19 protein-coding genes are annotated in these 21,670 nt (G+C 43.4%); 12 read left to right on the forward strand and 7 right to left on the reverse strand.

Annotation, left to right across the window (positions count from 1 at the left end; all coding sequences use genetic code 11):
* Positions 1-71 precede the first annotated feature (71 nt).
* The 5 genes from ACYIA1_RS07560 to ACYIA1_RS07580 all read left to right on the forward strand — a co-directional run bounded on the left by ACYIA1_RS07560 (position 72) and on the right by ACYIA1_RS07580 (position 3,465).
* Positions 72-788 (forward strand): pyridoxine 5'-phosphate synthase, encoded by a 717-nt coding sequence (locus ACYIA1_RS07560; RefSeq protein WP_480334910.1) that lies wholly within the window; start codon positions 72-74, stop codon positions 786-788.
* A 49-nt stretch (positions 789-837) separates the two neighbouring features.
* Entirely contained in the window at positions 838-1,548 is a 711-nt protein-coding gene (locus ACYIA1_RS07565) for a MotA/TolQ/ExbB proton channel family protein (protein ID WP_057329418.1), read from the forward strand.
* A gap of 91 nt (positions 1,549-1,639) precedes the next feature.
* Entirely contained in the window at positions 1,640-2,050 is a 411-nt protein-coding gene (locus ACYIA1_RS07570) for an ExbD/TolR family protein (protein WP_005855860.1), read from the forward strand.
* Positions 2,051-2,055: 5 nt separating this feature from the next.
* Positions 2,056-2,910 (forward strand): energy transducer TonB family protein, encoded by an 855-nt coding sequence (locus ACYIA1_RS07575; protein WP_008771765.1) that lies wholly within the window; start codon positions 2,056-2,058, stop codon positions 2,908-2,910.
* Between the two features lie 9 nt (positions 2,911-2,919).
* Positions 2,920-3,465: a DJ-1 family glyoxalase III gene (locus ACYIA1_RS07580; RefSeq protein WP_005855842.1), complete on the forward strand. Its 546-nt coding sequence runs from the start codon at positions 2,920-2,922 to the stop codon at positions 3,463-3,465.
* Between the two features lie 127 nt (positions 3,466-3,592).
* Here ACYIA1_RS07580 and ACYIA1_RS07585 read toward each other — a convergent pair whose 3' ends face one another.
* The gene (locus ACYIA1_RS07585; RefSeq protein WP_083790429.1) at positions 3,593-4,669 is read right to left on the reverse strand and encodes a linear amide C-N hydrolase; all 1,077 of its coding nucleotides are present in this window, start codon (positions 4,667-4,669) and stop codon (positions 3,593-3,595) included.
* A gap of 99 nt (positions 4,670-4,768) precedes the next feature.
* Here ACYIA1_RS07585 and ACYIA1_RS07590 point away from each other — a divergent pair, with 99 nt between their 5' ends.
* On the forward strand, positions 4,769-5,701 hold the full coding sequence (locus tag ACYIA1_RS07590) for a DMT family transporter (protein ID WP_005855838.1): 933 nt from the start codon (positions 4,769-4,771) through the stop codon (positions 5,699-5,701).
* On the opposite strand, the gene ACYIA1_RS07595 is transcribed toward ACYIA1_RS07590, so the two are convergent.
* Positions 5,687-6,577: a 1,4-dihydroxy-2-naphthoate polyprenyltransferase gene (locus tag ACYIA1_RS07595; protein WP_008780291.1), complete on the reverse strand. Its 891-nt coding sequence runs from the start codon at positions 6,575-6,577 to the stop codon at positions 5,687-5,689. The two genes, ACYIA1_RS07590 and ACYIA1_RS07595, sit on opposite strands and share 15 nt — an antisense overlap.
* Positions 6,578-6,670: 93 nt before the next feature.
* Between ACYIA1_RS07595 and ACYIA1_RS07600 the strand changes: the two genes are divergently transcribed.
* Both ACYIA1_RS07600 and ACYIA1_RS07605 read left to right on the forward strand, forming a co-directional pair.
* Positions 6,671-7,072: a hypothetical protein gene (locus ACYIA1_RS07600; RefSeq protein ID WP_005867997.1), complete on the forward strand. Its 402-nt coding sequence runs from the start codon at positions 6,671-6,673 to the stop codon at positions 7,070-7,072.
* 393 nt (positions 7,073-7,465) lie between these two features.
* Positions 7,466-7,660 carry a hypothetical protein gene (locus tag ACYIA1_RS07605; protein WP_005855829.1) on the forward strand — a complete coding sequence of 65 codons (195 nt, stop codon included), beginning with the start codon at positions 7,466-7,468 and terminating at the stop codon, positions 7,658-7,660.
* Positions 7,661-7,806: 146 nt separating this feature from the next.
* On the opposite strand, the gene ACYIA1_RS07610 is transcribed toward ACYIA1_RS07605, so the two are convergent.
* Positions 7,807-9,171, reverse strand: a complete 1,365-nt coding sequence (locus ACYIA1_RS07610) for an MFS transporter (protein ID WP_005867995.1) — start codon at positions 9,169-9,171, stop codon at positions 7,807-7,809.
* A 127-nt stretch (positions 9,172-9,298) separates the two neighbouring features.
* Positions 9,299-10,312, reverse strand: a complete 1,014-nt coding sequence (locus ACYIA1_RS07615) for a LacI family DNA-binding transcriptional regulator (protein WP_005855821.1) — start codon at positions 10,310-10,312, stop codon at positions 9,299-9,301.
* Between the two features lie 200 nt (positions 10,313-10,512).
* Between ACYIA1_RS07615 and ACYIA1_RS07620 the strand changes: the two genes are divergently transcribed.
* The 3 genes from ACYIA1_RS07620 to ACYIA1_RS07630 are packed head-to-tail and all read left to right on the forward strand — an operon-like array spanning position 10,513 to position 16,188.
* On the forward strand, positions 10,513-13,482 hold the full coding sequence (locus tag ACYIA1_RS07620) for a SusC/RagA family TonB-linked outer membrane protein (protein ID WP_211737598.1): 2,970 nt from the start codon (positions 10,513-10,515) through the stop codon (positions 13,480-13,482).
* A 20-nt stretch (positions 13,483-13,502) separates the two neighbouring features.
* On the forward strand, positions 13,503-15,050 hold the full coding sequence (locus tag ACYIA1_RS07625) for a RagB/SusD family nutrient uptake outer membrane protein (protein WP_005867993.1): 1,548 nt from the start codon (positions 13,503-13,505) through the stop codon (positions 15,048-15,050).
* A gap of 28 nt (positions 15,051-15,078) precedes the next feature.
* Entirely contained in the window at positions 15,079-16,188 is a 1,110-nt protein-coding gene (locus tag ACYIA1_RS07630; RefSeq protein WP_005855818.1) for a SusE domain-containing protein, read from the forward strand.
* A gap of 275 nt (positions 16,189-16,463) precedes the next feature.
* Here ACYIA1_RS07630 and ACYIA1_RS07635 read toward each other — a convergent pair whose 3' ends face one another.
* Positions 16,464-16,685: a winged helix-turn-helix domain-containing protein gene (locus ACYIA1_RS07635; RefSeq protein WP_005855817.1), complete on the reverse strand. Its 222-nt coding sequence runs from the start codon at positions 16,683-16,685 to the stop codon at positions 16,464-16,466.
* Positions 16,686-16,880: 195 nt separating this feature from the next.
* Here ACYIA1_RS07635 and ACYIA1_RS07640 point away from each other — a divergent pair, with 195 nt between their 5' ends.
* The gene (locus tag ACYIA1_RS07640; RefSeq protein WP_008778253.1) at positions 16,881-17,750 is read left to right on the forward strand and encodes a helix-turn-helix domain-containing protein; all 870 of its coding nucleotides are present in this window, start codon (positions 16,881-16,883) and stop codon (positions 17,748-17,750) included.
* A gap of 3 nt (positions 17,751-17,753) precedes the next feature.
* On the opposite strand, the gene ACYIA1_RS07645 is transcribed toward ACYIA1_RS07640, so the two are convergent.
* Positions 17,754-19,346, reverse strand: coding sequence for an alpha-galactosidase D (locus ACYIA1_RS07645; protein WP_048928263.1), 1,593 nt, complete (start codon positions 19,344-19,346; stop codon positions 17,754-17,756).
* A 146-nt stretch (positions 19,347-19,492) separates the two neighbouring features.
* The gene (locus tag ACYIA1_RS07650) at positions 19,493-21,535 is read right to left on the reverse strand and encodes a M13 family metallopeptidase (RefSeq protein ID WP_270228860.1); all 2,043 of its coding nucleotides are present in this window, start codon (positions 21,533-21,535) and stop codon (positions 19,493-19,495) included.
* Between the last annotated feature and the right edge of the window lie 135 nt (positions 21,536-21,670).

Consider the following 21,670-nt stretch of genomic DNA (forward strand, 5'->3'; position numbering starts at 1 on the left):
CCCTAAATCCTGCTAAATTTGCCGATACTTTTGTGCAAATGTAATGAAAGAAAAAAGATATACGATATACAATGACAAATTTAAGTGTAAACATTAACAAGGTTGCTACTATTCGTAATGCGAGAGGTGGCAATATGCCAAACGTGCTGAAAGTGGCGCAAGACTGTGAATTATTCGGGGCACAAGGAATTACGGTTCATCCCCGTCCGGATGAACGACACATACGCTATAGCGATGTTTATGGACTAAAACCTCTTATCCGGACAGAATTTAACATAGAAGGCTATCCTTGTGATAAATTCATCGACTTGGTATTGAAGGTAAAACCGACCCAAGTCACACTGGTTCCGGACGCTCCGGATGCCATCACGTCGAACTCAGGTTGGAACGTAAAGGACAATTTCGATTACTTAAGCGAATTGGTAGACACCTTTACCTCACAAGGAATCCGTACATCCATCTTCGTCGGAACAGACTTGGCGAATATCGAACTAGCGGCGAAAACAGGTACGGACCGTATTGAATTATATACGGAACCTTATGCGACCTATTATCCGGAAGATCGTGACAAAGCGATCGCTCCTTTTGTCGAGGCCGCGCAATTAGCTAAAAACTTAGGATTAGGCGTAAATGCCGGACACGATTTGAACTTAGAAAATCTGGCTTTCTTCAACAAGAATATCCCTTGGCTGGAGGAGGTTTCTATCGGCCATGCCTTGATTTGTGATGCGCTCTATTATGGTTTGCAAGAGACGATCGCTTTATACAAGGCATGCTTGAATAATTGAGAATGGAGAAGAATTGAATATTGAAAATTATAACCTATAATTCAAAACGATGAGTATTTTACTTTCACTACAGGCCGTAGGCTCTCAAACGGCAGATCAAATGCCGGATTTAACGGCTGTAACCCTTCCTACGGAAGCGGAAATCAATGTGATAGACCTTGCCTTTAAGGGAGGTTGGATTATGGTGGTATTGTTACTGCTCTCTCTGATGGCTATTTATATTTTTGTTCAACGTCTGATCATCATTCGCCGTGCGGGAAAAGAAGACGAGACGTTCATGAATCGTATTAAGGACTATATCCATGAAGGAAAAGTGGACTCGGCTCTCAATTTATGCCGGAGCACCAACACACCTTCCGCCCGTATGATCGAGAAAGGCATTACCCGTTTGGGCCGTCCGATGAACGATGTGCTCGTAGCGATCGAGAATGTCGGAAATTTGGAGATCGCTAAACTGGAAAAAGGTTTCCCCTTGATCGCGACGACCGCCGCCGGCGCTCCCATGCTTGGTTTCCTTGGGACAGTAACCGGTATGGTACGTGCTTTCTTCGATATGGCAAACGCAGGCACCAATGTTGATGTCTCCTTATTATCCGGTGGTATCTATGAGGCCTTGGTAACAACTGTTGGTGGTCTGGTTGTTGGTATTATTACATTGTTCGCGTACAACTATCTGGTATCTCAAGTAGATAACGTCGTGAACAAGATGGAGGCTCGTACGATGGAATTCATGGATTTATTAAATGAACCGGCTAATTAATTGAAAATGGAGAATTGAAAATTAAAAATGAGCCAACTCTCCTCTATTTAATTTTCAATTCTCCATTTTCAATTTTCAATTATAAAAAATTATGGCTCTAAAAAGAAGAACAAAGGTAAACGAAGCGTTCAGCATGGCCTCTATGACCGACGTCATATTCCTCTTGCTGATCTTCTTCATGGTTACCTCTACCGTAGTAATCCCGAACGCCATCAAGGTTACCTTGCCGCAAGCGCAAAAGCAGACAGCGGCGAAACCTCTTACGAGGGTAACGATAGACGCAAACTTGAATTACTACGTGGCATTTGGAAAGCAAAAAGAGGTACAGGTCTCATTTGATGAGATCACTCCTTTCTTGCAAGATAGTTACGCGAAGGAACCGGAGATGTTCGTCGCCTTATATGCCGACGAGACCGTGCCTTACAAAGAGATTGTAAAGATACTGAATATAGCGAACGAGAATAAATTCAAGATGGTGCTTGCTACCCGTCCGCAGAAATAACAGATATGAGACTGAATAAGGATGACATATACAGTTTGATCGGTACCGTTGCTTTTCACGGTGTCATTCTACTGATACTTTGGTTTACCGTATTGAAAACCGAGGTACCGGATGAAGACGGGGGTGTACTCGTTAATTTCGGGAATGTAGATGCCGCCGCCGGAATGTTCGAGCCTAAGTATACCGGGCAAGAACCGCCTCAGGAAACGACCACTCCCCCTCCTCCCGTACCGGAGCCGCAAGTGGAAACACCCAAGCAGGAACTCATCACTCAAGATATCGAGGAAAGCGTAGCCCTTGAGGACGCTAAAAAGAAGAAAGAGGAAGAGAAACGCAAGAAACAAGAGGCTGAGAAGAAACGGAAAGAAGAGGAGGAGAAAGAACGTATCCGCCGGGAAGAAGCCGAGAAGAAGCGTCTGGCCGAGGAACGCCGCAAGAAGGAACAGGCCATTAGCAACAAGGTGGCCGGAGCTTTTGGTATGGGAAACGCCGAGGGTAACAGCCAAGGCGACGCTGAAAGCGGAACCGGTAACCAAGGAAGTCCGTTCGGTAACTCTGATCACGGGGCTAATGAAGGCGTAGGCGGTTACGGATCATTTAATTTGAACGGCCGTTCCATTGGTGCCGGAGGTCTCCCCCGTCCCGCTTACACGATCCAAGAGGAGGGGCGTATTGTTATCAATATAACCGTAGATCCGAAAGGCAACGTTATATTTGCCGAGGTAGGCCGGGGAACTAATATCGACAACGCCTCCATGCGTAAAAGCGCTTTGGACGCAGCTCGAAAGGCGAAGTTCAACAGTATCAGCGGCGCTAATAACCAGAGTGGTACTATTACTTACGTGTACAAATTTAAATAATTGAATCTTATGAAGAAAGCGATCGTATTCTTAGCGAATGGCTTCGAGGAAATGGAAGCCACGGGAACCGTAGACATTTTGCGTCGCGGAGGTATAGACACGAAAACAGTCTCCATCACAGACGACCGTAAAGTGATTGGTGCTCACAATATGGAATATACGGCTGACGCCACATTTACCGAAATCGATCTTTCGGATGCTGATGCCTTGATCTTACCCGGAGGCATGCCCGGAGCATCCAACTTAAACAATTCGGAACCGGTGAAAGAAGCCTTATTACAACAATACCGTGAAGGACGTATCGTAGCGGCTATCTGCGCCGCCCCGATGGTATTAGGCGGTCTAGGTTTGTTAAAAGGTCGCAAAGCCACTTGTTATCCCGGGTTCGAACCGAAATTGATTGGTGCCACCGTAACAGGCGAGGCTGTCGAGGTAGATGGAAATGTAGTAACCGGTAGAGGACCGGGCTTGGTATTCAATTTTGGCCTAGCTTTAGTATCTGTACTAAAAGGTGATGCGGTTGCGGAGGAAGTTGCGGCCGGATTACTATTATAAGATTTAGATCATCAATCGAAACCCAATAGAATAGGGAACGTAATCCATTGAGTTATGTTTCCTATTCCATTGAGTTTTATCACCTATCCTATTGACTTACGAGATATCCCCCAAAGAGCTCACTGCCCTATTCTATTTTGATCGTTTCAACCGCTTGTCGCTTCGTCCCATCCATGGATACCGCACGATAACGAACCGTGGAGAAATCAATGGAACGTAAATCTATATTCCGAATAACGCTATTGTACATCGTACGGTAATAAATCACATGGTTTCGCATATCCGTAACCGAAGTCCATTGAGTAGCGCTCGGTATATCGCAAGGTACTTGCCCTAATGGGAATTCGATCCCTACGGGAATATCAAAATTATTCAATATCTGGAAACACTGGAAGACCGTTTCCAATGCGGTTTCTTGTTGTGGGGCCGAAGCTTGGTAAAAAGCCGCACGAACGAAACGTGACGGTGGAGTTACGTCGCCCGGAATCCCAAGGAAACCGCTTCCCGCACCCAATGAAGACAACTCGATATTTCCTAATTGTTGATTGGGGGCCGTACCCGGGAAAAGATTAACATAATTATTCAGGTTCGTCAGATGCCACTCGAAACTGGGAGAATTAGTCAGAACTCCTAACGTATTCTCATAGAAGTGTAGCTCACCCTTAATAATCTCAAGAACCAGTTGACGCCCCGACGGCTCGGCAAACCGCCAATGAACGGTAGACGCACGGGGATCTATATTGATAACATGCACTTTCTTAACAGCCTCTTTCACCTCCTCTACATTTGAACATTCCCCCAACAGCCAAGACACTAATTGCAGATCAGAGATACTTTTATCCCGAACTGCGGCATTATATTTCTCATATTCACCGTACTTTGGAAAATAAAACAATCCAGCCGATAACCCAACCTCATTGAGTCCTTCGGCGATAAATTCCTTTTGCTCCACTGCCAAGCCCACATATCCATAACGTGCCGTGAAAGTCATTCCATCAACCCCATTCGGAGTATACGATCGTTCGGTGTATCCTCTTGGAACCACGACATACTGGCTGTTCAAATTACTTCCACCCCATTCTATCGTACGTGCTACAATAGTCGTACTGTCCTTGCTTTTTAAGGTAATACCGGTGCAAGCCTCTGCAGCGGAAGGATTAATAAGCAAGCCGGCAATCGCAAATAAAATAAAGAAATATCTCATAAACATCATTTTTGATAAAAACAAGCGACAGGAGAAGGTTGTTTTCAAGATTTCAAGACTTTTTCGTATGTTTGCGGTCATTTTATCAAAAAGTATAATATGAATAATAATCTAAAAGGTTTCGCTTATGGAATAGCGACTTCTGTTACATTCGGTTTAATCCCTTTGTTTACATTGCCTCTTATGGAGAAGGGTATGCGGTTTGATTCGATATTGTTCTATCGTTTCTTATTCGCGGCCATCGCCTTATCGGGTATGCTTCTAGCAAAAAAGGAATCTTTCAGAACAGAGATGCGAAACCTACCGATATTGATTTTATTGGGTGCTTTTTATACAGGCTCGGCAATGTTCCTGTTTTGGGGCTATAATTTTATGGCGGCGGGAATCGCCACGACTCTACATTTCACCTATCCGATATTCGTAACCCTATTCATGCTGTTTGTATTCAAAGAAAAAACATCATGGATTACGCTCTTGGCGATCGGGCTCGCTATTTGTGGAGTAGCCCGTCTATCCATTGATGGAGGAGAGATGCGATTAAACGGGCTAGGCGTAATCATCGTATTACTCTCCGCCGTCGCTTATGCCCTCTATATCGTCACCGTCAATAAATCGAGGGTACATGATATGCCGGGACGAAAACTTACGTTCTATGTATTTATCGTCAGTACCTCTTTATTTTTCATAAAAGCACAGGCAGGAACAGGAATCCAACCCATTCCAGACCTGCCCTCTTTTATTAACCTCGTCTTATTAGCCTTCTTGCCAACCGTAGTATCTAACATTACATTGGTACAAGCCGTACACCATATCGGTTCCACCCTAACTTCCGTACTGGGAGCAACAGAACCCGTGACAGCCGTCTGCGTAGGTGTTTTAGTCTTTGGAGAGCCTTTCACCCCTCACCTCGCTTTAGGAATCTTACTGATTATCGTAGCGGTTACATTGATTATCCTGTCCAAATACATACAGAAAAATCTCCATGAGGCCAAGCGATTGTTCAAAGCACGGCACATCTTAAGAACCAAATAACAATACAACTGAAAGCAACACGGCATAGATAAATACATTCCGTGCCGTATGCCCTAAAGTTCTATTAAGCTCACGGCCTTGATACTGTTTCATCTCCAGCCATGTGGCGGCAAACAGCACGCTAAAAGCCGCGAATAAACAAACAAGCCAAGGTGAGGCATCCATCAATAAAGGCAGCGTGATCAAAAAAGCCAATATACCGTTCAGCAAATAAGTTACCAACCCGAACGTACGCCCGAATAGCACAATCGTAGTCCGTTTACGAGCCGCCTTATCTTGCTCATAATCCCGGTAATTATTCACGATCAAAATATTAGCGGACAACAGCCCCAATGACAACGAAAGCAAGAATGACAATAAGGAAAACGATAATGCTTGTACATAATACGTAAAACAAACCGGAATAATCCCATAAAACAATACGACACACACATCCCCCAGCCCGTTATAAGCCAAAGGAAATGGCCCTGCTGAATAAGCCAAGACACAAATCGCGATAGCAATTCCTACACCGATGAGCTCCCAGCCGGCAAAGAACAACAAGAAACAGCCACATAGACAAGAAAGCCCCAACGTGATAAAAGTCCCCCATAGCATTGCCTTAGGAGTTATCCAACCGGAAGCCACCGCTCGCTCCGGGCCTAACCGGTCCTCCTTATCCGCCCCCTTCTTAAAATCAAAATAATCATTGGCAAAATTACTGGCTATCTGGGCGAGTAAAGCCACCAAAACACAAAGGATCGCCGGAGCCAATTTAAATACTCCATCCCTGTAAGCCAGCGCACACCCAACTAATACCGGACTAAATGATGCCGGCAACGTTTTCGGACGTGCCGCCTCTAACCAAGCTTGAATTCTCGATCTGTTATTCTCCATTCTATTGTTTTATTCTTAAAATAACTACAAAAATAAAAAACAAATAACATATACTGTTGTTATTATCTAAAGAAATACTTGTATATTTGCGCCATGAAGAATTTTCTATTCATATTAGGTCTGTTGATTAGCTTCATGCTGTTTGCTCCCGAAGAAGGAACAAAGAGTATGGATGAGGTTATGTCTGCGACTAAAGAGGCCGTTATGAAAGAAAAAAACACGGCGGATGCCCAACGTCGTTTCGAAGTATTAAGTAACGAGCTGAAAAGCAGCAACTGCTTAACTCCCCGCAGGATTTCACAAACGACAAACAACACTATCGAAATACGGATATGGAAAAATATGGAGAAATCCCTTCAAGACATGCGTTTGAGAGGAGTAAATCAACTTCATAGAGTATCTCAACATATATCCACTTATCAGATCATAAATTTATCCACACTTCTGTGTCGTATGGGAGAGCATGTCTTTGCCCTACGAAAACTCATTATTTAGTTTTTAATTGTTTCATATTTGTATCTTTCGGTAAGTCATTGATATGTCTTATCGGCAGGAATATTGCATTTATTAAATCAATATTTCCGGGGAGTTATTGCCCATTTACATTATTATAAACAATTAAAAATTACAATTATGACAACTAATAAATCAGGTAAAATACGTATATATCTTTATGTTCTTCTAACAATCGCAGGTTGTGTATTCGCATGCAGTTCTATCATCCCTAACGACTATATTAAATTAGTAGTAGTTATGGGCACTCTATGTGTTGGTCTATATGGCATAATGAAAGGACTGAGTAGTACCGGGACGTCATCGGAAGAGGAAGTCTTGGAAAAAGAATAATAAAATACAACAATTATCGAATCCTAAAAAAATAAGAAGATCATGAGAATAAATAAAGATTTGGCTGATGCAATCATGATGGTTTCATTTATCGTATTGGTATTAGTCGGAACTACAACATTTGACAATGAGGTTACTAAAAACGTAACCATGGGATCCCTCGGTGTGATTACGGTAGCGATGTTAGTTCTTCGCGTCATAGGATCACGCCAAAAGGAAGAGGAAGAAGCCTTTTAGTAGTTAGTCCATTGGTTTCCTGTTGTTGTCCCGGGGTGACCCGGGATTATCTGAGATACGTTTTTCTACCTACATTATAATAACTTGCTGTTTGACTTGGGTATAGCGTTTTTACGCTTGACAACAGGAAACCGGACTTATATACCTTACACTTTTCGACTGAACTTTTTCTCTTTGACAAGACTAACTGCGGCAGCGGCGAAAAACAAGAAAACACCTCCCGTTAACAAAGCGAACACGGCATGCCCATGATAAACATTACGTACAATCCATCCATGAATGATTCCATTCGTGATCTGAGGTATCGTTATAAAGAAATTAAATATACCCATATAAGTACCCATCTTATCAGCGGGAAGACTATCGGAAAGAATAGCATAAGGCATCGCCAATATACTTGCCCACGCTATACCGATGCCAATCATGGAAAAGACCATCATTCCTGTGCTATTCAACAAATAGAGAGAAACCAGCCCTGCCCCTCCTAGGCATAAACAGAGGGCATGAGTCATTTTCCGACCTAAATGACGGGCAATCGGGATCAATAATAAAGCGAATAACATCGCCACAAAATTATAGATACTGAATAACTCACCTACCTTATCGCCAGCCATCGCATATTCGGCGGAAGCAGGATCTGTTGCCCCATATACATGTTCAGCGATAGCAGGCGTAGAATAAACCCACATGGAATACAAGGCAAACCAAGCGAAAAACTGGCATAAACCTAACTGTAACATTATTTTAGGCATATGAAAAATATCATGCATGATCTCCATAAAACCATTGCTATCCCGCCTTTTTTCAATGACCTCACCACCGGAAAGCCGAAACTCAGCCATCTCTTCCGGGGAATATTCCTTTGTCTTAAAAATTGTCCATAATACGCTCGCTAATAAAATCGCCGCACCGGCATAAAAGGCGAATTTAACATTATCGGCAACCTCACCAGCAACCGCCGTATTAGATAAACCAAACACCTTATTCATAATACTCGGCAACAAGGAACCAACGACAGCACCGATGCCGATCAAGAAAGTCTGGATCGAGAAGCCAGTCGTATGCTGCTCATCGGGTAGCATATCCCCTACCAAGGCACGGAAAGGCTCCATCGTTACATTGATGGAAGCATCCATGATCATCAACATACCCGCACCAATCAATACGGGAGATAAAATAGCCGTCTCTGTACCGGGTGACAAGAACAATCCCGCATTCGGCATCAATATCAAGGCAATCGTCGTAAAGATAGCTCCTACCAGAAAAAACGGACGCCGACGTCCTAAACGGCACCAAGTTTGGTCGGAATAATGACCAATGATAGGTTGTATGATCATACCTGTCAGCGGAGCCGCTAACCAAAATAAGGATAGTTGCTCTACATCCGCTCCATAGGTTTGAAGTATTCTACTTGAATTTGCGTTCTGAAGGGCGAAACCGAATTGAATGCCCAAGAAACCGAAAGTTAGATTCCAAATTTGCCAAAAACTCAAAAATGGTTTTGTTTTCATGAGAATTATGTTTTTTAAGGTATTTATTTGTTTGGTGACAAACATACGGAATTATTCCGAAACAGGACGTCGTCCCTATTCAAATTCATGCAAAGAAGTAGAGCAAACGTTTTCGGAAGCCACTTTTTTAACGGGTAGACTGTCTCACCACCAGATTTGTCTTGATAATCTTGCTCACGATACGATCCCCGTCACGCACGCCATTCAAACGTTCTATCAGCAAACGCATAGCGATAGCTCCCAACTCATAACCATGTTGATCCACGGAGGTCAGCAGGGGATCGCTAACTTCCGCTAAGCTATTATTCGTAAACCCACAAATCGAAACCTCATCGGGTATCCTCAACCCCTTGGCCTTGACAACATTCAGCACCCCAATAGCGGTCTCATCATTTACGGCGAAGAACGCATCCGGACGATTGGGTAACGACAATAATTCCGGGGTCAACCGAAGCGCCTCGGTATAATTATCACAAATCTTGATTAACTCTTTATCTACCGGTAATCCATTTTTACGCAAAGCATCCTCATACCCCATCCTACGATTATTAGAGATCGCTAAATGAGAAGGAGATCCGAAAAAGGCGATTCGCCGGCAACCGCTACGAATCAAGTATTCAACAGCGGAGCAAACCCCGGCATAATCATCAACGACCACCCGGTCTGTCAAGATCCCCGTGCATATACGATCGAAAAACACCATGGGTATATCGCTATCGATTAGTTCTTGGAAATGATTGTAGATCGTCGTCGTTTTAGCGACAGAAGCCAAGACACCGCAAACACGTGCTTCCAATAAAGCTTGCGCACCTTTTACTTCTTTCTCATAATTCTCATTACTTTGACAAATAATAACACGATACCCTCCCTTTTCCGCCTCATCTTCTATACCGGATAAAACAGAAGAAAAGAAATAATGTACGATCTGCGGTAAAATAACACCGATTGTTTTCGTATTATTTGTCCGTAAACTCAAGGCTAAGGCATTGGGCTTATATTTATGTTCACGAGCGTAAGCATTCACTATATTCTTGGTTTCTTGGCTGATATCCGGATGATCAGCCAAGGACCGAGAGACTGTTGACGGGGAAATATGCAAGGCTTTCGCTATATCCTTTATCGTGATTTGACGCTTTTTCATGGTTCTCTTTTTTATAAAATCAAAGATATGTATTTAGGTCATATAATGCAAACGTTTGCGAGAACGTTTGCGTAAATTTATAGGGGTATCGACAAACATTTTAACAACATGAGAGGTTTGATAAACATACATTTGCATTCACATACTATGGCTAAAATTCAATAAATATAATAGAGTATTAATCTTAAACTGTCTAATGCATGAAACAAAAAATGTATTCTTGCGACGCAAGAGTAATCTTATCTATCTTGATAGGATTGTTTCTCTCCTACAATGTTTTCGCACAAGACGTCACGATCAAAGGCAACGTGAAAGACGCGAAAGGTGAACCCATCATCGGGGCTAGTATCCTTGAAAAAGGAACTACGAATGGAACTGTTACCGATTTCGACGGTAACTTTATGCTCTCGGCGCCTAAAGGAAGTACGATCGGTATTTCTTACATAGGCTACAAATCACAAGACATTATCAACCAAGGACAAAGTAATTTAATTGTCGTATTACAAGAAGATACGGAAGTATTGGACGAGATTGTCGTAATCGGTTATGGTACGGTGAAGAAAGATGACGCTACCGGTTCCGTGACGGCCATTAAGCCAGATAAGATGAACCGGGGTTTGACCACCACCGCAACCGATATGATCAACGGTAAAATCGCCGGTGTAAATATCACGACTGACGGTGGAGCTCCGGGTTCGGGAGCCAGTATCCGCATCCGTGGTGGTTCTTCCTTATCGGCCAGCAACAACCCGCTGATCGTTATCGATGGACTTCCGATCGACAATGACGGTATCAAAGGGGTATCCAACCCGTTGAGTACGATCAACCCGAACGATATCGCAACATTCACCGTATTAAAAGACGCATCCGCCACAGCGATCTATGGTTCGCGTGCCTCTAACGGTGTGATTCTTATCACCACTAAGAAAGGAGAGAAAGGCTCCCGCCAACGGGTTACGTACGATGGAAACGTTTCTATCAGCACGAAGACCAAATCAATCGATGTTATGGGAGCTGACGAATATCGTAATTTCGTAACGGATCGTTTTGGGGCGGAATCAAGCGCCGTTAAGTTATTAGGAAAAGAAAATACGGATTGGCAGAAAGAGATCTTCCGTACAGCCGTGGGAACCGATCATAATATCACGGTATCCGGAGGCTTGAATAATATGCCTTATCGTGTATCCGTCGGATATACAAACCAAAATGGTATATTGAAAACCTCTAAGTTCGAACGTTATACTGGATCTGTAAACCTAGCTCCCAGTTTCTTCGAAGATCATTTAAATATTAACTTCAACGCCAAGGGAATGATCTCAAATAATCGTTTCGCCGATACGGGAGCTATCGGAGCGGCAATCGCATTCGACCCGACTCAACCAGTCATGAACGGCAACAGTAAATACGGAGGTTATTTTGCTTGGGAAAATGCCGGTGAATTTATCTCAATCGCTACAAAAAACCCGGTAGCGATGCTTCAACAGAAAAAAGAAGAGGCTAATTCTAAAAACTTGGTCGGTAATATCCAAGTTGATTATAAATTCCATTTCCTTCCCGAATTACGTGCAAACTTGAATTTAGGTATGGATATGGCTACCGGTACGCAAGACATTTACTATCCGAAAGAATCTCCATTAGGTTACGTGGATAACGGCAAAACAGGTTATGAGACAATCGACAAATACAATCACCTATTGGATTTTTATTTGCAATACGCTAAGGATTTCAATGAAAAGCATCATTTTGATATCATGGCTGGTTACTCTTGGCAACATTTCCATCGTTCCACAGAGAACGCATACAATAACTTGAACGGAGATAACCCGACTTCTTATATTTTCAAGACAGAAAGTTATTTGATCTCTTTCTTCGGACGTGTCAATTATTCATTCATGAATCGCTATCTTATCACCGCTACCTTACGTAACGATGGCACTTCCCGCTTCTCTAAAGACAACCGTTGGGGATTGTTCCCTTCCGTGGCTTTAGGATGGAAGATCAAGGAAGAGGGCTTTATGAAAGACGTGGACGCTGTATCGGATTTAAAACTACGCTTGGGTTATGGTATTACCGGTCAACAGGATATCTCGCAAGGAGACTACCCGTATATGGCGACTTATTTCGCAGGACAAGACGGAGCCTACTATCAATTTGGCGACCAATTTGTTCCTATCGCCCGTCCCGACGGTTACAACCCGAACTTGAAATGGGAGGAGACTACTACTTGGAACGCCGGATTCGACTTCGGATTCTTAGATAACCGTATCACTTCATCCTTGGATTATTATTACAGGGAAACTAAGGACTTGATCAATGTGATCGACGTACCTGCCGGAACAAACTTCAAGAACCGTATCGTCAGCAATATCGGTTCTTTGAGAAATCAAGGTGTTGAGTTCTCCATCAACGCTAAAGCGATCTCAACCCCTGATTGGAAATGGGATCTAGGCTTTAATGTCGCTTGGAACAACAACGAGATTACCAAGCTAACCGCACAGGATGACGCCTCATCCATCGTATTGACAGGAACCGTAGAAGGTGGTACCGGGACCATGATACAGGCACAAGGCGTGAATCACCCGGCGAACTCATTCTATGTATACGAGCAGGTATATGATCAACAGGGAAATCCGATCGAAGGATTATACGTGGACCGCAACGGAGATGGCGTGATCAATGACGAGGACCGTTATTTCTGCCATAAACCGGCGGCCGATGTAACGATGGGCTTTACTTCTAAATTGGTATGGAAAGCATGGGATTTCAGTTTCTCACTTCGTTCCAACCTCGGGAACTATGTATATAATAATGTAGCCTCATCCAATGCGGCATTAAGTGAAGGTAGTATTAACAATAAAGGCTATCTATCCAACCGTCCGCTATCCGCTTTCGATACGAATTTCCAGAACATGAACGTATTGTCCGATTATTATGTACAAAACGCATCCTTCTTACGCTGCGATAATATCACGTTGGGTTACTCTTTCAACAAATTATTCGGCGTATTGGGCGGACGCATCTACGGAACCGTACAGAATCCTTTTGTTATCACGAAATATAAAGGATTGGATCCGGAGGTAGCGAACGCAGCTGATAAGACCTTCGGTATCGATAAGAACGTATATCCTCGCCCATTGGTAGGTATACTCGGTGTAAGTCTTAACTTCTAATTTTAAATCAGGATATCTATATGAATACGAAATTCTTTAAATATATAATACCGGCTTTATCGCTGGTTTTCAGCGTAAACTTCACCTCTTGCCTAGGTGATCTCGATGTTACGCCTATCGATCCGAACCTAAACGTAGAGTTCGATCAGAACGCCAATTTCGCCAAGATCTATGCGGGATTAGCCATCACAGGAAATAAAGGTCCCGACGGACAAGGAGATATCGCCGACACGGATGAGGGAGCGTCGGGTTTGATGCGTATGCTATTCAACCTAAATGAGCTTCCTACGGACGAGGCGATTTGCGCTTGGTCTGGCGACGTGGATGTATATCCCTTGAACTTCGCTAAGTTTACCGCCTCGAACGGTGTGGTATTGAATATGTTCAACCGTCTGTACATCCAAATCGCTCAGTGTAATAACTTCTTAATACAGACAGAGGGCAAGGATGACGAGGAAAGTCTTACACAGCGTGCTGAAGTTCGTTTTATCCGTGCCTTGGATTATTATTATTTGATTGATTTATATGGCAATGTCCCGTTCGTTGATGAGAACACGGGTATCGGTACCTATGTTCCCGAACGGATTACCCGGGCGAATCTCTATACCTATATAGAGAAAGAGTTGAAAGAAATCGAGCCACAAATGAAGGCTCCCCGTGCAAATGTATATGGACGTGCCGATCAAGCCGCCGTATGGATGCTACTTTCCCGCTTATATCTGAACGCGGAAGTATATACAGGTACCCCTCAATGGTCTGCCGCCGCTGAATACGCAAAGAAAGTCATGGACGCCGGTTTCTCTCTGGCTCCTAATTATGGAGATAATTTCCTTGCAGATAACAACACCTCTCCCGAGATGATCCTGCCGATTTGTTATGATGGCGTACAGACTCGCTCTTGGTCCGGATTGTTCTTTATCGCCAGCTTTATCAGTGGTGACATGAACGCACTAGATGATTTCGGGACTAAAGAAGCATGGGGTGGTAACCGTGCCCGCATGGCATTGGTGAAAAAGTTCGCTTCTGATGGAGACTTATCGAAAACAGCTGATACACGTGCCTCTTTCTGGACTACAGACCGTACATTCGAGATCAATAAGCCGACCGAGTTTACAGAAGGTTATTCTGTAACTAAATTCAAGAATATCACGAAATCCGGACAAATCGGTCACGATCCGAATCAGCAGTTCCCGGATATGGATTTCCCATTGTTCCGTTTAGCCGAGGCTAATCTGACCTTCGCCGAAGCCACATTACGGGCAGGAGGCGATAAACAAGCCGCTTTAAGCGCTATTAACCAGCTACGGAAAAGAGCGAAAGCCACGGAAATTACGGCAACCGATCTTACTTTGGATTTTGTGCTTGATGAGAAGGCCCGTGAGTTCTATTTTGAGGCGCAACGCCGTACGGATTTGATCCGCTACAATAAGTTCACCTCCAATTATACTTGGGATTGGAAAGGCGAGACAGCGGGAGGTACTTCAATCTCCAGTCACTTCTCATTGTTACCGATTCCTTCGACCCAACTCGTGGCAAACAGTAACTTGAAACAAAATCCGGGTTATTAATCGTAAAACCTATTAATAAGTAACAATTATGAATAAAGTCAATATATTATCCATCGTGTTTGCGGGCATCTGTGCTTTTTCTGCCTGCACGGACGATAAAGATCCGGTTATCAATGACCTAAAGGACTCAGAAGGTAATAATATATCTTTTACCCTCAATGCTCCGAATAACAGTTCATATACTTTAATGCCGGAAAATGCCAGTAGTATCATCGATATTTTTACCTGTGAACAACCGGATTACGGTTTCGCGGCAGGTGTAACGTATACCGTACAAGTCTGTGAAGGAGGAACTGAATTCGAGAAATTCGAGTCGCTGCCGACTACCGGTTCCGGCGAAAAAGTCTTGATCAAGACATTCGAGCTGAATGATGCCATGAACAATCTGGGAATGGTTAATCCCACCGTAGCTTATAATGTGGACTTCCGTCTTAAAGCATTTATTAACGACAGTGTTCCCGAACTTTATTCGAACACGGTAAACATGGCGATCACTCCATATAGTGGCGCCCGTACCCAAGTTTATTTCGTGGGTGACATATTCGACAACGGATGGAACAATAACGACCCATCGATGCGTATATTCGCCGACGACGATGTTAATAATATGTTATTCACTTACACGGGTTTCGTAAAAGCCGGTAGCGCATTCAAGATCATTCAAACCCCGGGTGATTGGGGCATTCAATGGGGTTACGACAGCGACGGAGCATTAAGCAATGACGGCGGTAGCGGTAATATCGAAGGCTTCACGCAGGATGGCTATTATACGATCACGTTAGACTTGGCTGGTAACAAATACAGCATCGAACCTTATACCGGAGCGACAACCGAATACAAACAAATCTCCCTGATTGGAGACTTCAATGATTGGGGTGGTGATCTAGATTTACAACAGGCTAGTTACGACAAGCACATCTGGATCGGCGAGAAAATAGAGATTCCGTCCGATGGCGGTTTGAAATTACGTGCGGATCATGACTGGGCCGTAAGCTTCGGTGGCAGCAATAGTTTGTGGAACGATAAACAAGGACAATTCGCCAAATTTGACGGAGGTGATAATGTAAAGGTTTCCGCCGGTACCTATTTTATCAAGTTTAATGACTTAACGAAACATATCATTCTACTAGCCGAATAAGGCATTACTTAAATTACCATCCTTTACTTGATTTAAAAGTCAAGTAAAGGTGGTAATAGATAAAAGTAACGCTTGTGTTTATGAATTATGTCTCAAAAGATATGTTTTAGAACATGATTTTGTTAAATCACGTTAAGCAAATGAGATTTCCAAACTATTCGTTATGCTACATAACATAAAACCTCTATATTTGCACTGTGTTTTTCATGGTATTAGATTTAAGGTTAACAATGAAGATTGGCTGTCCGTGATGGATAGCCTTTTTTTGTTTCCTTCTAATAGTACATATTGGATTTGATGCCATTGCTGACATACAACAAACCATTCTTTCTTGTGATATAAATATTGTTTTCTCTAGCCAACCAGCCAATAGCCAAGGCTAGGTCCTCAATACTTAAAGACAATTTACGGCTTAACTCTTGCGTAGATATTTCATTTACCTCGTTTAGCGCATGCCACACTTTTCCTGCGTTTAGTCCAATTCTTCCTTTTTCCATAATCAAAATACTTTTCTAGTAAACGAACTATATTCTTTTTGTTTCCTCTTTCCTACGATTAGTAGTCATTTGTAAAGTTCGCCCTTAAATTTTAGGGAATCAATATCCATTCTTTCGTTTCTATGTTCTATTTTTATTATCTTGAATAATAAGTATTTATTAATTCCTATATTTGAGACGAATTACCGATTAGATATGGAAAAGGAAATGCTCACATTCGATATCACGAACGATTTTATCGTCGGAGATCGTATCACAAAAGAGACGCTAAACAAATACAGCAAGCTGCCTCATAAGATAAAGGCAGGTTTGTTTCTCCTTTGTGTAGAAGGTTCCGTGCAGGCTTCTATCAATCTAGCGAAGTATACGATTAACAAATATGATTTCGTGACCTTAGTGCCCAGCAATTTTATCCAGTTCCATGAAATATCGGACGACGCTCGTTTCTATTTCGCCGGATTCTCTTCGGAGTTTATGACAAACATCAATTTTATTAAATCAACCATGAGCTTTCTTCCCGTTATCACGGAACATCCGATCATGCCGCTGGAAGAATCTGTAGCTCAATTATATATTGACGGATACCGTTTATTGATACGTGCGCAATCCTTATCCCCGTCTTATTCTATGGTAAATAAAAACCTAGTCATCGCTTATCTCACGATATTCATGCAAGGAACGGCTGAGTTATATAAAAATCATAGCCATTGGACAAATGGAATCCGTACGCGCACCAATGAGATTTACCGTAAGTTTATCCAACTTGTCGTAGAGCATTATACCACCGAGCACAGCGTTTCTTTTTACGCCGCTCAATTAAATTTGTCGTTACCTCATTTCTGCACGACTATTAAGAAAGCGATCGGACTTACTCCCTTGGAAATCATTTCCTCCATTATCACGATGGATGCCAAGGCACAATTAAGATCGACAGACTTAACCGTAAAAGAGATCGCTTTCTCTTTAGGCTTTAACAACCTGTCTTTTTTCAACAAATATTTCAGGCAGCATACGGGAATGACACCTCAAGAATATAGAAGAATGAAAATTCCCTCAAGCACGTAGCCATCACTTCTTTTGTAAAACCATACGATCGATATCGGGCATCCATGAGTTTCCATTCGATAAGCGTATGCGATTCATCCCGGGTTTCAAACGGATCTCTATTTGCTCGCTAGCGACCTCATGCGCAGGATGAGCCTCTACATTTTTTACGACAACTCCATTAACTTGACAAATTAATTCTCGATTCTCCGCACACTGATAATCCACGGACATCAAGTATAAACCTCCCTCACGACTGTATACATTATGCCATTCCAGATAATTGCTATCACGATTACCTAATCCCGTAACCTTCGCACCTCCAGAGCAATTCCCGTCATCCTCATAAATCGCCGTTCCAAACGCTTTGTGATTTTTTATTTCTTGATAGTCTTGCAGCCAAGCACATTCCGCCTCATAAACCGTCCGTTCTCCCCTTTCCAGTCCATCCAGACGGAAAATACGTGTCCCATGCGCAGGTATGGTTACGGAAAAATCCCGATCCTTGTACTTTCCAAGATCTCTCCTTTCAAATAAGTCCCGTACACTCACGTCGCCCCGCAAATAGAAATCGGCAAAATCCAGATGAATAGTCCGTTCCTCATCCGTAGAGTTATAGACGGCGACAGCGCATGTATTCCCATTCACTTCTTCCAGATCCTTTGTCAAGATATACACTCCATCCATTTGCTTAACGACATAAGCTTGCAAGCCTAGTACGTCTTGATTTAACGCTATCAGTTCCTCGTTTTTCAGTAGCCGCAAAGATTTCTCAGAGATGGTAGTCAGATCACAGCCGATCAATAAAGGGGAACTCATGATACACCACATTCCAAAATGAGTTTTATCTTCTTCCTCACTCATTCCACGGCCGATCTCAAGCATATCCATATCATTATATTTTCCTTCGCTCGCATAAGCGGACAAATATAGATTCTGCCGGATAATATTCTTCACGGACTCCCAGCTAGGATTTATATCTTGCGAGATACGCCATGAGAAGGCAACGTCATGCACCCACGTACCGGGAAAATCCCAACGACATACATTCATACGCACATCTTTACGGCTGGTAGCTAGTATCGCATTATGGATCGCCGTGAATCGCTCTTGCTCATCCAGACCTAATTGATCGAAATTCTGTTTGGCATCGCCGCCACAAAAGTCGATCTTAATAAAATCGAATCCTATTTCCTTAAAGAAGTAGTCTGCGTCCTGACGATCGTGCCCATAAAAGCCGACATTGATCCCTAAAGAATCCTTATCCCAAAAGGAGCCGCAAGTATTCCGGCCCGCATCGGAATAAATACCCGCCTTAAACCCTAACGCATGGATATGATCTACCGTCTGCTTCAAGCCATTCGGAAAACGGACCGGATGAGTGATTAACTCCCCGCTCGCATCCCGTCCCCCAAAATACCCGTCATCAATATTGATATATTTATATCCAACCTCTTTCAAGCCATTCCGCGACATCGCATCAGCTTGTTTCATTATCAGTTTGTCGCTGATATTCACTCGATAGGTATTCCATGAGCTCCATCCCATCGTGGGAGGATCATACGCAAAAACAGAAGATGCCAAGAGAAGCAAGGCGATTGATATATAGTTTCGCATGGTATAAAATTTTCATGTATAACGTTCTTAATCAAACAAAAATAAGAAAAGTGCATCAGACCGCCAAATCGGGATAAACGAAAAAAGGGAAGTATGCCTTTTTGACGTGACATACTTCCCTCATTTATATAAACTCTGTATTTGGATTACCAGATAACCACCCGATCAGCCGGAGCCATAAACATCGGATCGCCCTCTTTAATGTCAAAAGCGGCATAGAACGGGGCGATATTACGCAAGGCAGCGTTCACACGCCATTTTCCCAATGAATGCGGGTCGATCTTGGTACGACGACGGATCTCCTCGGGACGGATATTTTGTCCCCACAACGTCGCATACCCCAAGAAGAAACGTTGCTCATTCGTGAAGCCATCGATCGGGGCCGGAGTCTCTTTGCCCTTCAAGCTATTCAAATAAGCTTGGTGAGCGACCAACAAACCTCCGTGGTCGGCGATATTCTCACCCAACGTAAAACGTCCGTTGGCATGAAGCGTATCTATTACGATAATCTGGTCATATTGATCAACCAATTTATCAGCACGCTCCTTGAAACGAACAGCATCCTCGGCAGTCCACCAATCGATCAAATTACCATCCTTATCGTAGTTACGTCCCTGATCATCGAATCCATGCGTCATCTCATGGCCGATTACCACACCGATAGCGCCATAGTTCACCGCATCGTCGGCATCCGGATTAAAGAATGGAGGCTGAAGGATCGCGGCCGGGAAACAGATCTCATTCGTAGTCGGATTGTAATAAGCGTTCACGGTCTGCGGATTCATATGCCAACGAGACTTATCGACCGGCTTATCCACGTCCGCCAATTGATAGGCCATATCGAAGATGTTAGAACGGCGAACATTCGCCCAATAAGAATCGTCCTTGATCTCCAAACCACTATAATCACGCCATTTGTCCGGATAACCAATTTTCACCGTAAAGGCAGCCAATTTCTCTTGAGCTTTCGCCTTAGTCGTATCGCTCATCCATTCCAAGCCGTTGATCCGCTCGCTCAAAGCAGTCTGCAAATTCCCCACCAGCGTTAACATCTTTTCCTTGGAAGAAGCCGGGAAGTATTTCTCTACATACATCTCGCCGACGGCCTCGCCCAACGCACCGTTTACCGTATTCAACGAACGCTTCCAACGAGGTTGTTGTTCCTGCTTTCCGGACATTACCTTTCCATAGAACTCAAAATCAGCATCTACAAAATCATCACTTAGGTATGGAGCCGCCGCGCTCAATAAATTAAACGCCAAATAATATTTTTGCTCATCGACCGTCGTATTCCGCAAAGCCTCACTCATATCCTTATAGAAGTTGATTTGCTTCGCGTCCAACTCTTTCAGCCCGGCTAATCCCATGGATTCAAAATATACATCCCAATCCAACGGAGACTCTATTTTCTTGAAATCCTCGTAAGGCAATTTATTATAGTTTTTCTGGGAGTCACGCAAATCCTCACGGCCATAAGAGATCTCAGCGATAGCCTTCTCTATTTTCATCACGGCATCCACCGCCGCATCCGCCTGTTCCGGGCTTGAGCCGGCCAATGTAAATAATTTATTTATATAAGCCCTGTAAGCATCACGCATCTTGGCGGAGCCTTCATCTTCCAACAAATAATAATCCCGATCGCCCATTCCGATACCAGCCTGATACAGCTGGACGATATTCATGGCACTATTCTTCTCGTCAGCGTCCACGAACAAAGCGAAGAACGGAGCCATGCCTTCCTTATGAAGCGTAGCCACCATCTTAGAGACATCCGATTTCGTCGCCAGCGCATTGATAGCGGCCAGTTCCTCTTTGATAGGAGCCACTCCATCGGCATTCAACTTCGTGCTATCCAATCCCATCGCATACAAAGCGCCGATCTTCCCGGCGACACAGCCCGCCTCATGGGGCGTAGCGCTAAGTTCCTCGATCAATACCCGGAGCTGCTCTTGGTTATTCTCTAGTAATTGGTCGAAAGTTCCGAAACGAGCGTATTCCGGTTTCAAAGGATTATTCTTAATCCATCCACCACAAGCGTATTCATAAAAATCCGTGCCTGCGGCAACCGTGGTATCCATATTCGCAGGATTAATAGCAGCGATCTTCACTACCTCTTTCTGAGGAGTGTTACAACTCGCTAAAGCGACTATCCCAGCCGCTAAAAACGGAAACATTTTTCTCTTTCTCATTTTGTTTAGTCTTTTGCCTTAAAACCTTACAAAGATACGATAAATACACAAAAGAAAAACATGTACGTGTTTCTTTTAAAACATGTACGACTTTTTCCGAAAACACGTACGTGTTTTTCGAACGATAAAAGGATT

It is taken from the genome of Parabacteroides sp. KHUB-02 (assembly GCF_056640955.1).

Bases quoted from the DNA above. Each gene is read 5' to 3' on its own strand.
- ACYIA1_RS07620 (WP_211737598.1), top strand. From the start codon at position 10,513: ATGAAACAAAAAATGTATTCTTGCGACGCAAGAGTAATCTTATCTATC.
- ACYIA1_RS07590 (WP_005855838.1), top strand. From the start codon at position 4,769: ATGAATAATAATCTAAAAGGTTTCGCTTATGGAATAGCGACTTCTGTT.
- ACYIA1_RS07615 (WP_005855821.1), bottom strand. From the start codon at position 10,312: ATGAAAAAGCGTCAAATCACGATAAAGGATATAGCGAAAGCCTTGCAT.
- ACYIA1_RS07560 (WP_480334910.1), top strand. From the start codon at position 72: ATGACAAATTTAAGTGTAAACATTAACAAGGTTGCTACTATTCGTAAT.
- ACYIA1_RS07630 (WP_005855818.1), top strand. From the start codon at position 15,079: ATGAATAAAGTCAATATATTATCCATCGTGTTTGCGGGCATCTGTGCT.
- ACYIA1_RS07605 (WP_005855829.1), top strand. From the start codon at position 7,466: ATGAGAATAAATAAAGATTTGGCTGATGCAATCATGATGGTTTCATTT.
- ACYIA1_RS07595 (WP_008780291.1), bottom strand. From the start codon at position 6,577: ATGGAGAATAACAGATCGAGAATTCAAGCTTGGTTAGAGGCGGCACGT.
- ACYIA1_RS07570 (WP_005855860.1), top strand. From the start codon at position 1,640: ATGGCTCTAAAAAGAAGAACAAAGGTAAACGAAGCGTTCAGCATGGCC.
- ACYIA1_RS07565 (WP_057329418.1), top strand. From the start codon at position 838: ATGAGTATTTTACTTTCACTACAGGCCGTAGGCTCTCAAACGGCAGAT.
- ACYIA1_RS07640 (WP_008778253.1), top strand. From the start codon at position 16,881: ATGGAAAAGGAAATGCTCACATTCGATATCACGAACGATTTTATCGTC.
- ACYIA1_RS07625 (WP_005867993.1), top strand. From the start codon at position 13,503: ATGAATACGAAATTCTTTAAATATATAATACCGGCTTTATCGCTGGTT.
- ACYIA1_RS07585 (WP_083790429.1), bottom strand. From the start codon at position 4,669: ATGAGATATTTCTTTATTTTATTTGCGATTGCCGGCTTGCTTATTAAT.
- ACYIA1_RS07645 (WP_048928263.1), bottom strand. From the start codon at position 19,346: ATGCGAAACTATATATCAATCGCCTTGCTTCTCTTGGCATCTTCTGTT.
- ACYIA1_RS07635 (WP_005855817.1), bottom strand. From the start codon at position 16,685: ATGGAAAAAGGAAGAATTGGACTAAACGCAGGAAAAGTGTGGCATGCG.
- ACYIA1_RS07600 (WP_005867997.1), top strand. From the start codon at position 6,671: ATGAAGAATTTTCTATTCATATTAGGTCTGTTGATTAGCTTCATGCTG.
- ACYIA1_RS07650 (WP_270228860.1), bottom strand. From the start codon at position 21,535: ATGAGAAAGAGAAAAATGTTTCCGTTTTTAGCGGCTGGGATAGTCGCT.
- ACYIA1_RS07580 (WP_005855842.1), top strand. From the start codon at position 2,920: ATGAAGAAAGCGATCGTATTCTTAGCGAATGGCTTCGAGGAAATGGAA.
- ACYIA1_RS07610 (WP_005867995.1), bottom strand. From the start codon at position 9,171: ATGAAAACAAAACCATTTTTGAGTTTTTGGCAAATTTGGAATCTAACT.
- ACYIA1_RS07575 (WP_008771765.1), top strand. From the start codon at position 2,056: ATGAGACTGAATAAGGATGACATATACAGTTTGATCGGTACCGTTGCT.